10 protein-coding genes and 1 pseudogene are annotated in these 12,538 nt (G+C 57.5%); 6 read left to right on the top strand and 5 right to left on the bottom strand.

From position 1 onward, the window contains the following. Positions 1 to 13 precede the first annotated feature (13 nt). Together ACZ0BA_RS11630 and ACZ0BA_RS11625 are read left to right on the top strand one after the other, a co-directional pair. Positions 14 to 1,285 carry a hypothetical protein gene (locus ACZ0BA_RS11630; RefSeq protein ID WP_463451434.1) on the top strand — a complete coding sequence of 424 codons (1,272 nt, stop codon included), beginning with the start codon at positions 14 to 16 and terminating at the stop codon, positions 1,283 to 1,285. Between the two features lie 1,137 nt (positions 1,286 to 2,422). After that, complete coding sequence (locus ACZ0BA_RS11625; RefSeq protein ID WP_463451433.1) at positions 2,423 to 2,692, top strand: hypothetical protein; 270 nt, start codon at positions 2,423 to 2,425, stop codon at positions 2,690 to 2,692. A gap of 301 nt (positions 2,693 to 2,993) precedes the next feature. Here ACZ0BA_RS11625 and ACZ0BA_RS11620 read toward each other — a convergent pair whose 3' ends face one another. Continuing rightward, the gene (locus tag ACZ0BA_RS11620; protein ID WP_463451432.1) at positions 2,994 to 3,623 is read right to left on the bottom strand and encodes a tyrosine-type recombinase/integrase; all 630 of its coding nucleotides are present in this window, start codon (positions 3,621 to 3,623) and stop codon (positions 2,994 to 2,996) included. Positions 3,624 to 3,913: 290 nt separating this feature from the next. Between ACZ0BA_RS11620 and ACZ0BA_RS11615 the strand changes: the two genes are divergently transcribed. Then, positions 3,914 to 4,414, top strand: coding sequence for a VOC family protein (locus ACZ0BA_RS11615; protein ID WP_463451431.1), 501 nt, complete (start codon positions 3,914 to 3,916; stop codon positions 4,412 to 4,414). Positions 4,415 to 4,535: 121 nt separating this feature from the next. Here the strand turns inward: ACZ0BA_RS11615 and ACZ0BA_RS11610 are convergent, their stop codons facing one another. Continuing rightward, a complete protein-coding gene (locus ACZ0BA_RS11610; protein WP_463451430.1) occupies positions 4,536 to 4,979 on the bottom strand; it encodes a hypothetical protein in 444 nt (147 codons plus the stop codon). A gap of 721 nt (positions 4,980 to 5,700) precedes the next feature. Then, complete coding sequence (locus ACZ0BA_RS11605) at positions 5,701 to 6,330, bottom strand: tyrosine-type recombinase/integrase (RefSeq protein WP_463451429.1); 630 nt, start codon at positions 6,328 to 6,330, stop codon at positions 5,701 to 5,703. Between the two features lie 233 nt (positions 6,331 to 6,563). Between ACZ0BA_RS11605 and ACZ0BA_RS11600 the strand changes: the two are divergent. From ACZ0BA_RS11600 to ACZ0BA_RS11590, 3 genes and pseudogenes are all read left to right on the top strand, one after another. Then, a pseudogene (locus ACZ0BA_RS11600) lies at positions 6,564 to 7,117 on the top strand (IS66 family transposase); the annotation flags it as partial. Between the two features lie 203 nt (positions 7,118 to 7,320). Continuing rightward, complete coding sequence (locus ACZ0BA_RS11595; protein WP_463451428.1) at positions 7,321 to 7,584, top strand: hypothetical protein; 264 nt, start codon at positions 7,321 to 7,323, stop codon at positions 7,582 to 7,584. A gap of 694 nt (positions 7,585 to 8,278) precedes the next feature. Then, positions 8,279 to 10,306 carry a hybrid sensor histidine kinase/response regulator gene (locus ACZ0BA_RS11590; protein WP_463451427.1) on the top strand — a complete coding sequence of 676 codons (2,028 nt, stop codon included), beginning with the start codon at positions 8,279 to 8,281 and terminating at the stop codon, positions 10,304 to 10,306. 224 nt (positions 10,307 to 10,530) lie between these two features. Here the strand turns inward: ACZ0BA_RS11590 and ACZ0BA_RS11585 are convergent, their stop codons facing one another. Further along, complete coding sequence (locus ACZ0BA_RS11585) at positions 10,531 to 11,505, bottom strand: D-2-hydroxyacid dehydrogenase (RefSeq protein ID WP_463451426.1); 975 nt, start codon at positions 11,503 to 11,505, stop codon at positions 10,531 to 10,533. After that, positions 11,502 to 12,461: a LysR family transcriptional regulator gene (locus ACZ0BA_RS11580; protein ID WP_463451425.1), complete on the bottom strand. Its 960-nt coding sequence runs from the start codon at positions 12,459 to 12,461 to the stop codon at positions 11,502 to 11,504. Before ACZ0BA_RS11580 ends, ACZ0BA_RS11585 begins: the two co-directional genes overlap by 4 nt. Positions 12,462 to 12,538 lie beyond the last annotated feature (77 nt).

The raw sequence follows: 12,538 nt of genomic DNA, 5'->3' as shown, positions 1-12,538 counted from the left end.
CCAAGGAGGCATGATGAACAATATCGCCGGGATTCCCTACACCATCGCGCAGTTCGACGAGGACGGCGGTTGCATCCGTCAACCCGTGATCCCCGACAGCGCGACCGAACTGATCGTCATTTCGCACGGCTGGAACAACAACGCCGATGAGGCCGAGCAGCTGTATCGCGAGCTGTTCACGTCGTTTGCGGACGTCAATTCGGACCGACCGGCGGGACTGGCCATCATCGGCGTGCTGTGGCCGTCGAAGAAGTTCGACCTAGGTGGCTGGAACGACGCGCCGGCCGGTGCCGATGCGGTGCAGGCGGCGGGGGTGGGCACGGCGGCCACGTCGCAAGCGGCCGTCGCCCGGGCGTTCGCCCAATTCGAGCATGTGTTCGACACGCCGGCTGGCCGGGATACGGCGCAGCAGCTGCATGCCTTGCTCCCGGACCTGGAGAACGAAGCGGCGCAATCCGAATTTGTGAAGCTGTTGCGGAAGATATTGCCGCAGCCGGATATAGCGTCACCACTGGATGGTTCGGCGGTGTTTTTTGGCGCTGGCGATCCAGGCGACGTCTTCCGCAACGCCCAGCAGGCATCGAGCGACACCGGCGGGCAGCAGGCGCCGCCGGACGACGGTGAGGGCGGCGCGGCCGGCCTTGGTGATGTGTTCGACAGCATCGGCAATGCGGTCAGCTCGCTATTGAACATCACGACGTATTACGCCATGAAAATGCGCGCAGGCGTCGTCGGTGCGGTCGGACTGGCGACGTTGCTGGACAATCTCGCGGCGCAGGATACCTTGCACCGCCTGCATCTGGTGGGGCACAGTTTCGGGGCGCGGCTGGTCACGGCGGCGGCGCTGGCCTCCACCACGTCCAAGCTGTACAGCATGTCCTTGCTGCAAGCCGCCTTCTCCCACAACGGTTTCGCACTGCGCGGATATTTCCGCGACGTGGTCGACAATCACCGAGTGCCAGGCCCAATCCTGATCACCCACACGCCCAACGACTCGGCGGTGGGACGGGCCTATGCGATTGCCTCACGACTCAACAACGATGCCGCGAAGGGCCTGGGCGGGCCGGACGATCCGTTCGGCGGCCTGGGATGCAATGGCGCCCGCAATATGGGCAATGATGAGCTGGCGCAGAACGTCAATCGGCTGCTGGGGGTGAACGCGCCATACACGCTGCAGGACGGACGTATTCATAACCTGGAGGCGTCGGAGTTCATCAGCTCGCACAGCGACGTCAAGGGCAAGCAAATTGCGTGGGCGATAGGCCGGGCCATCGCCAGCCCGTGAACGCAGCAGTGGCGCGACGCAACCAGAGGAAAATATCGTCTACACCACTGAAGCAATATTGGAGCGGCTGGGGAAGCGCCGCGTGGGCGATCCAGTTAACCCTGCGTGCGAATAGTGAAATACAAAAAGAGTCCTCCGTTGATGGGTTTGTGGGTTTATTCTGCGTTTAAGAAATGGGGGATGTTAGATCGCAGACGCCCGTATTAACTCGACGTTTTGCGATTTAAAACACGTTGGGCCACACAAACATTGCACCTGTGCGGAGGTGAGGCATGACCGATAGGCGCGTCGTTGTTTCGATGGAGTCGAGTGAAAGGGCAAAGCCATTTTGGGATCGACACTTCACTCCAATTTTGGCATTCGTTGGTGTGGTCGTGGCAGCGGTGTTCGCTATTTCGGACTCTGGGGTCAAGCTTCTGGTTAATCAGCCACCGGACGCACAAATTAAGCTTCCGACGACGACGGCAAGTGTTGGCTCTAGGCTGGTCGCGGTCGCCATCGCATCCGATCCCGATGGGAAGCTGGAGAACATTTGGTATCGATGGGAGATGCTAGCATCGGATCTCGTACTGCAGGAGGGACTAGGGAAGAAGTACTCTCGTGCAGTCATTCCAACCAGCGAAGTGGGGCAGTTCACCGTGTTGTTGACCGTGACAGACAAAGGGGGCAACGGAAAACCGAAGACAGTCGATGCGAAGTACGAGGTGGTTGCTCAAACGACTGGGCCTGCTGCGAGTTCGGCGCCATCATCCGCGTCTGCCTCGCAGGCTAGTCAGCAAAGCCTAGGCACCGTGACAGACGTACTTTCGCTCGATGGTCCAACAGTTCTTGACTGGTCGCAGCATCAGGCCCGGAAGATCATAACCAATGGGCACAAACTTGAAATTAACGCTCGATCAATAGATACCGACGTTGCCATACGTTCATTTGACTCAGCTGCGGCGCCGGGAAAGCCCGGAGCGCCAGGGCCATCGGGAGCCAACGGCGGTACAGAGCAGGGTGGTGGCGGTGGGCAATCAGGCGAACCCGGTGGTCCCGGAGCACCGGGTAAGTCGGCGGGCGACATCATTGTCCGAGTCAGTGGCCAAATTGCGGCAAGTTTAAGCATTGCAAACAACGGCCAAAATGGCGGGGACGGTGGGCCTGGTGGTCAAGGCGGACCCGGCGGATCAGGCGGTCAAGGTGCGCCAGCGCAGCAAGGAATACTGGATTGCAGGTCTGGCCCCGGGTTTGGTGGTCCCGGCGGTGACGGCGGCAGTGGCGGAGTTGGAGGGCCTGGTGGTGACGGCGGCAGCGCCGGCCACGTTGAAGTCTTTGCATCGTCCAGAAGCCAAGATGCACAGGTCGAAATCACAGCTAGAGGTGGGGTGCCAGGCAAACCAGGCGCTGGCGGTCAGGGTGGTATAGCTGGCCGTGGCGGCCCTGAGGGCGCGTCTGGCGGGTTTTGCCGTCCGGCCGGGCGCGCTGGACAATCTGGTCGGACGGGTCGCATTGGAGCGCCGGGAGTCCAAAGTGCGGCGGGGCTCAGCGCGACAGTTAGCGCCGCCCTTGCAGATCAAAACTTGCGTGCGGTTCAGAGCATTAAGGTGCCGTAGCTCCTGTCGCACAGCGCAGCCGCCGGTTCGCAGCGGCGTGGCAACCCTGCCTTGCACCGGACTCGCCTTCTTCAATGTCCGCAAAGGGGCGACTGCTGGCGTCGCCCTTGTTGTTAAGCATCCGTTTGCTCGGCCATTTCGAGCGCGTCATCGACTTCGATACCCAGATATCGTACGGTGCTCTCTAAGCGAGTATGGCCCAGCAACAGCTGCACCGCTCGCAGATTTTTTGTGCGCCGGTAGATGAGTGTTGGCTTCGTCCTGCGCATCGTATGTGTGCTGTACGCCGTCGGGTCTAATCCTATTTCGTCGAACCATTGGTGAACAATACGCGCGTACTGCCTGGTCGAAATGTGCGGCGATTCTGAGATTCGACTGGGAAATAGAAAATCGCCGTGGCGCAGGGTTGCGGCAGCTATCCAGTCCTCCAAGCTCTTCCTGGTTCCTGCGGTAAGTTCGAACTGGACGGGTTGCTTGGTCTTCTGCTGCATCACGCTAGCCCGCGATGCCACATGGCCTCCATGGCAGACATCGTTGACGCGCAGCTGGACCAAGTCGCAGCCACGCAATTTGCTGTCAATGGCCAAGTTGAAGAGCGCCAAGTCTCGGACCCTTCCGAAGATTTCCAAACGAACGCGAATAGCCCAGATTTCGCTTATCCGAAGGGGTGCTTTCTGCCCCACCAACTTGCCCTTGTTCCACGGCGTACTTTGGCATGCGGAACCTTTCGATAGATTGTTCATGATAGACCTCCTAGATTGAAGCTCTACTATGCGCTTGACTGGCGGCGGTCGCATCCGAAAGCGATGTGGTAATTGGTGAGCTTTCTATTTGGACAACATGGTATCCTTGCTCATCGGCCGGGTGTCGGCCACGAGCGGCCTTTGAAAAACCGTAATCCAAGTGTTTCTTATATATGAAACCAGTATCGTCGTTACGACTAATAATGCCGCGCAATAGCTGGGCTGAATTTGACCTACACACTGCGTAAATTCTAGCTGCCGCCTCAACCCTGCCATTAAGGAGATTTTGGATGACCTACAGACGCCTTGCTAGCGTCATATTGCTCTTGACAATGTCAAAATTTGCTTTCGCCGAACCCTTCACAGCGGATTCTGACGAACTGACGCATAGCCACAACGGAGAAAAACACATGGACAGAGTTACCGGCATCGGTGGTGTTTTTATCAAAGCAAAAGACCCTGCGATGATGAGAAACTGGTACAAAAAGCACCTCGGTATTGATGTTCAGGTATGGGGCGGCGCGTCGTTTCGCTGGGTGGACAGTTCAGGGCGCCCGACCGGCGGAACAACGGCATGGTCTGTCGGGGATGGGAAGAACTTCGCTCCAAGCAGCTCAGCCTTCATGATTAACTATCGTGTGTCCGACTTGCACGACCTTATGGCTGCCCTTCGGGCGGAGGGATGCGAGGTTTTGGAAAAGACCGAGGAATCCGAATACGGCAAGTTCGGTTGGGTCATGGACCCGGAAGGTAACAAGGTCGAACTGTGGCAGCCGCCAGAGGGCAAGTAATTCCCCATACTTGCGCCCACTTTAGCCGACCGCTAAGGACTGCCGCATCGAATGGTAGCTTTGGGGCGTCTTCGGTCTGATGCGAGAATCGGTGAGTTTCGCAACTGGGCGAGCTGCTATCCTAGCAGCGCGACGGCCACGTTCGGCCAAAAGCAGACGTCGCACTGCTATTGTTGTTGCTATCCCTACCGCGCTCCTGCATATCGTAGCCAACGTACCAGCCGAGGCCAGCGGGATGGCGGAGGCGATCGCCGTGCCGATCGAGCAGCGTGATCGCCGGCGTGTCGTTGATTGCGAAGCGCGCGCCGTTCGGTCGAATGGACCCGTGCGAAATGCCGTCCCACGCGGCCTTGTCGCCGGCGTCGTTCTTGCCCATCGCCTTTGCCAGCGACACCCGCCCACGGTTCGCCAGCGCGCGGCCAGCCACCTCTTGGCTCGCCATCTCCATCGGGAACATCAGCACGCTGTGCTCGCTGGCGATGCTGAGGCCGATGGGGCGTCGGGCTGACAGGATGTTTGAGCAAACTTGTAAAATGGCAGTAGATTGCTGTGACAATGTACGCACATTGCGCTCTGATTTAGACGTATAAGTTACCTAGGAGGCAGCCATGTACTACATATTTCTAAAACTCATTCTTCTTCTCTTTTTGGCTTTTCCAGTTCCACTGGTCAGCTGGTACGTCATCATCGACTTTCTATTCGAGAGCCTCGCCTTACTATGGCTCACTCCCTTCATGCTCATGGGATGCCTCGCCGCCCCCTACTCGGGATACCTTTTGGTTCGACGAGATCTGACGACAAAGCAGCGGAGGTTCGGCCTCGCGACGTATGCAGTGGTTCTAACGGTAATGATGTTTATGTTAACCGTGTTAAAGCGCCCCGTGGAAAGAGCAATCGAACTCTGGATGTAGTCACTATTACGCGTCAGTCCGGTCCGGCTGCTGGTTCGCCGACAGCATGCCCCAACCCAGCTGGCGCCGGATCTCGGCCGGCGTTGGCGGCGGGTCGTCCGAACGCGTGCGCGAGTCCAAGTAGTCGCGGACCAGCTGCTTGCTTGAGCTGAGCGCTTGGATCCTCTTACACCTCTAAAGCTGCCCACCGCTGCCTCCCGGGTGACGAAAAGCAGCCCAGCTAGGCGCTGGTGGCGAGGTGGCCGTGACATTTTCGGAAGGCCAAGCCCAACTGGCGATCTATCAGGTTGAAGGGCTAGCTAGGGCAAACTGCGAACTGCGAACTGCGAACTGCGAAGGGCGGCTTGTGGGCGACTGCTGGCGTCGCCCTTGTTGTTAAGCATCCGTTTGCTCGGCCATTTCGAGCGCGTCATCGACTTCGATGCCCAGATATCGTACGGTGCTCTCTAAGCGAGTATGGCCCAGCAACAGCTGCACCGCTCGCAGATTTTTTGTGCGCCGGTAGATGAGTGTTGGCTTCGTTCTCCGCATCGTGTGCGTGCTGTACGCCGTCGGGTCTAATCCTATTTCGTCGAACCATTGGTGAACAATACGCGCGTACTGCCTGGTCGAAATGTGCGGCGATTCTGAGATTCGACTGGGAAATAGAAAATCGCCATGGCGCAGGGTTGCGGCAGCTATCCAGCCCTCCAAGCTCTTCCTGGTTCCTGCGGTAAGTTCGAACTGGACGGGTTGCTTGGTCTTCTGCTGCATCACGCTAGCCCGCGATGCCACATGGCCTCCATGGCAGACATCGTTGACGCGCAGCTGGACCAAGTCGCAGCCACGCAATTTGCTGTCAATGGCCAAGTTGAAGAGTGCCAAGTCTCTGACCCTTCCGAAGATTTCCAAACGAACGCGAATAGCCCAGATTTCGCTTACCCGGAGGGGTGCTTTCTGCCCCACCAACTTGCCCTTGTTCCACGGCGTACTTTGGCATGCGGAACCTTTCGCTAGATTGTTCATAATAGACCTCCTATGTTGAAGCTCTACTATGCGCTTGACTGGCGGCGGTGGCATCCGAAAGAGATGTGGTAATTGGTGAGCTTTCTATCTGGGCAACATGGTATTCTTGCTCATCGGCCGGGTGCGGCCAGGAGCTGCCGTTCGAGAACAGTTTTCTCTGTCTTTGCAGTAATAAGTAGTTACCAATGAAAGTTTGCTACATGTCTAGATGTACAGCACCAAGAAAGGGCCATCGCACAGCTATTCATCATCAGGCCCACCTTGCTAACTAAAGGGGGTGCTCTATGCCGATGCGTACGCTGGCTTCAACGCGCTGTACGCGGATGCCACAATTCGCGAGGTAGCCTGCTGGGCGCATGACCTGCACGAAGCCAGACCATCCACGCTGGCAACTGATGCACTGCACCGCATCGGCGAGCTTTACGTGATCGAAGCAAAGATCCGAGGCGAGCCTCGACACGAAGGCAGCAGGTACGGCACGCCGAGGCTAGAGGGTTGATCGACGACATGGAGCGATGGTTACGAGGCATGCTTGAGAAGCTGTCACGTAAGTCCGATACATCAACGGCAATCATGTACGCCCTCAATCTGTGGCCAGCGTTGGCGCGCAATCGCGACGACGGCCAGATCGAGATCGACAACTCCGCAGCAGAACGCGCTCTGCGTGGCGTTGCCATCGGCCGCCGCAACTGTCTGTTTGCCGGCGCCGACAGGGGCGGCCGAACGCGCTGCCGCCATTTACTCCCTGATCGGGACGGCCAAGCTGAACGGTGTCGACCCCGAAGCGTTAGATTGGACGGATTTGGATCGACCCACATGCTATAGCCGCGCAGGTTGCTTATCTCTAAACTTAAACGATCATAGGCCGACAACGCAACGCGCACGTGCTCGCTGAAAGGCGGGGGCAACCGCATAGAACGAGGTTTTCTTTGAGCTGGGTCAACGACCCCCGCTTGCTCGCGCCCCGCTCCGCTCCATGGCGCTACAATTTTGAATGCCAAACAGCCGGCATTTTTTGTAGCCTATATGACAGCCTCTCAAGCCATCAACGACCCCACTACCGCATGTATCGCAAAAAAGCTCGCGCAACTTCTTGCAGATAAAAGAGCAGGTGGCGAGCTGGTCGACATGCAAACCGAACTGATCATGCTCGCGGTCAGGGCGTTAAGTGACGAATGCTCCAATGACATTAGGGCACTGCTCCAGCACCTCGTCCGGGAGATGCGGGCAAGGCTAGATTCCTTGCCTAAATAATGCACTGTGACAATGCACTGTCACTTAAGTCGCGGTCGAGAGCGCATCGACTTCGATAGCCAGATATCGTACCGTGCTCTCGAGGCGCCTATGACTCAGCAACAGTTGTGCACCGCACGCAAATTGTTTGTGCGCCGGATGGCTATACAACCGGCGGTGGACTCGGCCTCGGACTATCAGGCTAAAGACGCCTCGTCGATGAATTTGAGATCGACATAAGGGTTGAGGAAGGAACGGCGATATCTGTGGTCAAATGGAAACTTTAATAACTTTTGTTTGATGCCAATAGCTTGTTAGCATATCTTCTGAAAGCAAAGTGGGCGCCTGTAACTGCGGCCTCCAATCCCCAATAATCTAACCGGCAGCTTTGGGTCGCTCCTAGCCTGTGGTGCTGGCCATGAGATTTTCAACTTGGAAACTTACTGGGCTTGGTCCAGCGGCTGGGTTCGGCCATACCGGACAGTCGCGCTCTGGACCGGGCTCGGCTTATCGCGACCGGCGACAGTGGGCTAAGAGTAGCCATGATAGTTTAGCCACCGCTGTATACACAAGCAAAGCTTTTCGCGCAGAAAGACTGTTCTGGTCAAATAGTTCGTTTGACGGAACAGCAGCGGCGGCTTCATAACGCCAATATGTTATGGTTCATTCAGTTAAACCCCTTCCATCGCTCAACTCAACAGTAACAGTACTTTCCGTGAATAATAACTTGCCTATAGAACAAGCATTTCCGCTCGCTGGCGCAAGTGGAAAATGCATCTCTAATCAGGACTGGTCCGCTCATCCATTGGGCAGTGTTAATGAGTGGCCATTCGTACTTCGCGCAAATTTAAGTACAGCGTTGTGCTCTAGCTTCGCATCGTTCGTCGCTTGGGGACCTCAGTTCTATACTTTCTATAATGACGAATATGCGAGAGTCTTAGGGGACAAAGCTTCGCTGGGACAAGGTCTTCCTCTGACAGAGCTATGGCCTGAGATTTCACACGTTGTGCAATCACTCGCTCAGGAGGCTTTCGCAGGTACAACCCAACATTTCGAAGACAGGCCATTCGTACTTCAGCGTCATGGCTACGCCGAGCGCACCTACTTTACATTCTGTTTTAGTCCCGTACACGACAAAGACGGCCTCGTTGGCGGCATCTTGGGAACTCTCGTAGAGACGACCGAAAAGGTAGCTGCGCTATCACGGATTCAGGAAAGCGATGAGCGCTACCGCCTAGCTTTGGAGGCTTCAGGAAATATTGGTACATGGGTTGTTGATCCCGAAACAAATGTGACCTCTATGGACGAGCGCTTTGCTACGCTTTTCGAGGTCGATCTCCAGGTCGCACAAAAGGGTACTGACATCGACGTCTTTACCGACCGGATTCACCCTGAAGATCGCTCGTTGGTGGAAGCAGCTGTCGCAGAAGCCATCAAGAATGGAGAACGCTACGACATCGATTACCGGATCAAACAACGGTCAGGAAAGGTGGTCTGGGTTACCGCGAAAGGGAAAATGTTTTCTGACGCGAGATCCGGTAAGCAGCGGTTTGCAGGAGTAGCCGTTGAAATAACAGAGCAAAAGCAGATGGAGGAAGCTTTGCTTGAGAATGACCGCCGCAAGGATGAGTTCCTGGCGATGTTGGCGCACGAACTACGCAATCCTTTGGCTCCCATCATGGCTGCTGCGGAAGTGCTTCGGCTTGCCCAGTTCGACGAAGCGCGTGTCAAGCAAACGAGCGAGATTATTTCGCGTCAGGGCAGGCATATGACCAGCCTGATTGATGACCTGCTTGACGTCTCTCGTGTAACGCGTGGCCTCGTGACGCTGGATACGATTGACCTTGATGCAAAACGTATCGTGTCGGAGGCTGTTGAACAAGTCCGCCCACTGATCGAAGTACGTCGCCATCACATCGCCGTTCACATATGCCCTGAGTCGTCCTATATTCGGGGCGATAGCAAGCGCCTCGTGCAGGTAGTCGCAAACTTGCTGAACAATGCTACGAAGTACACTCCTGAAGGTGGCGCAATCGATCTAAAACTAGCAGTGCGTAGCGACACTGTTATGATTACTGTAGAAGATAATGGCATTGGCATGGCGTCTGATTATTTGAGCAAAGTGTTTGACATGTTCAGCCAGGCGCAAAGAACAACAGATCGCTCGCAGGGTGGCTTGGGAATCGGACTATCACTGGCGAAAAGCTTAGTCGAAAAACACGGTGGTTCGGTGAAAGCGGAGAGTGCCGGCTTGGGCCAAGGTAGTAGATTCACGGTTTCGCTGCCACGAATTTCCGTTTCAACCACGGAAATAGAAATACAGCCAGATCGTTCGGACAGCATCCGGCATAGCGGCCTGCGAATCATGGTAGTAGACGACAATGTTGATGCCGCCACCATGCTCGCCATGTTCCTTGAAGCGGAAGGACACCAAGTGATTGTCGAGCATGACTCTCGACGCGCGCTTGAGTTGGCTCGCGGAAACCGCCTGGACGCTTTTCTGCTGGATATTGGCTTGCCGTATATTGATGGCAACGAACTTGCAAGGCGGTTGCGTGCGCAGCCCGAATCAGCATCTTCGCTTTTGATTGCAGTGACCGGCTATGGACAGGAGCAGGACAAGCGAAGCACCTCTGCTGCCGGATTTGATCATCATCTTGTCAAGCCAGTCGACATGACGCAGTTGGCCTTGCTACTTGCTAACTTAGCGCAAAAAAACGTCGCGGGACGTTGGCGACCTTGAGCGCTTTATCCTTTATGAACGCCACGAACTTACACTTGCTTCCAGCGTGATACACATCGCTGCGAGGCGAGGTCTGAACATTAGGCATGTCGAATGGCCGCTTTGGGGCGGTAGCTGCCGGTCGTCGACGCCCTGTGCCAGGCCAAGTCTGAACTAGCACGATTAGGCGCGGGCGGAGCTTGGCCGGTTACGCTTCGCTAACCCGCCGACGCGTTTTCGTGGTGTTAGCCGACGACATTGCGCGGCGCGCCGCCTTGCCACGCTTCGATGTTGTCAATCAGCTGATCCGCCAGCACCTGCATCGCTTGCGAACTGGCCCACGCCGAATGCGGTGTGAGGATGAAGTTCGGCAGCCGCAGGTTCAGCAGCACGTTGTCTTCCGGCGGCGGCTCCTTTACCAGCACGTCGAATCCGGCGCCGGCGATCACGCCGGTGCGCAGCGCGTCTGCCAGCGCCACCTCGTCCACCAGGCCGCCGCGCGCGGTGTTGATCAGCAGCGCCGAGCTTTTCATCCGTATCAATTCCTTGGCGCAGATGATGTTGCGTGTGTTGTCGTTGAGCGGCAGGTGCAGGCTGAGGACATCCGATGTCTCCAGCAGCTCGTCCCATGAGACCTGCTTGATGCCTTCGTCCGTCACCGGCGAGCGGTTGAATACAACCACCTCCATGCCGAAGGCGCGGGCGATCTGCGCCACCGATTTGCCTAGCGCGCCGTAGCCTGCAAGGCCAAGCCGGCTGCCGGCCAGATCGGAAATCGGGTGCCCGAACAGGCAGAATCGCTCCGACTTTTGCCACAGGCCCGCTTCGATGTCCTCGCGGTAGGCCACCAGCTGCCGGCGCAGCGCCAGGATCAGCGCGAAGGTATGCTCGGGCAGCGTGTGCACCGCGTAGTTGCGGATGTTGGAGACGACGATGCCGCGCTCGCGGCAGGCTTGCAGGTCGACGATGTCGGTGCCGGTGGCTGCCACCGCGATCATTTTCAGATCCGGCAACTGCGCCAGGTCGTCGGCGCGCAGCGGCACCTTGTTGGTGATGGCGATGGTGGCGCGCGCGTCGCGAAGGCGCTGCACCGCGTCGGCGGCTTTGGTGGCCGGGTATTCGCTCCACTCGTGCGCGAAGGATGGCTTGCGGACCTTGGCGATGACGCTGTCGCGGTCGAGGAAAACGATGCGCTGGGTGTCCTGCACGGTGTCGGTCATAGGGCTACCTCATAAGTTGTGGCGCGTGCCGCCGGTGGTGGTGCTTTCGGCAGGCGCATGCCTGGATGATTGGAGAACAGTTCGGCGACCCATTCGACAAATACCCGCACCTTGGCCGACAGGTGGCGGTTTTGCGGGTAGACCAGGTGCACTGGTATCGAGTCCGAGCTCCATTCCGGCAGCACCGTCTCGAAGCTGCCGTCGACGAGCATCGGGTCGAGCAAAAAATTCGGCATCTGCACGATGCCCAATCCGGCCAGCCCCGCCGCCGTATAGGCGGTGGTGTCGTTCAGGGCGATGTGGCCGGGCAGGGCGACCTGCACCCGCTCGGCGCCGCGCGAAAAGTCCCACTCGATGATTTTACCGGTCCTCGATGAAAAATAGTTAACGCACAGGTGGCGCGTCAATTCGTCCGGGTGCGCAGGGCGGCCGTACCGGTCCAGATACGCCGGCGTGGCGCAGGTGACGAAGTGCAGGATGCCGACGCGCCGCGCGATCAGGCTCGAATCGACCAGATGGCCGGCGCGTACCGCACAATCGACGCCTTCCTCGACCAGGTCGACCGCGCGGTCGCTGCAGCCCATTTCCATCTGGATGTCGGGGTAGCGCGTGAAAAAATCGGGCAGCGCCGGCACCAACACGCTGGCGGCCAGCCCGGTGGGGACATCGACCCGCAGCCGTCCGCTGGGACTCAGGCGCGTGCGCGACAGCGATTCCTCGGCGTCGCGGACGTCCGACAAGATGCGCAGGCAGCGCTCGTAATAGGCCGCGCCGTCGGCCGTGACGCTGACGTGGCGGGTGGTCCGGTGCAGCAGCTTGACCGCCAGCGACGCCTCCAGCGACTGGATCAGCGTCGAGACCGTGGCCTTGGGCAGTTGCATGATTTCGGCCGCGCGCGTGAAGCCGCCGGAATCGACCACGTTCACAAACACTTCCATCGCTTGCAGTTTATTCACTTGTGACCTCCATTGTTCACAATCCTGAACAATCAATTCGAATTTAAGCTATTTATCAGATTGTAGAACAAGTTTAA

The sequence above is a fragment of the Duganella sp. AC917 genome (genome assembly GCF_979258245.1).
Note: the sequence above shows the minus strand (reverse complement) of the source record. Positions and strands in the feature narration are given on the sequence as shown.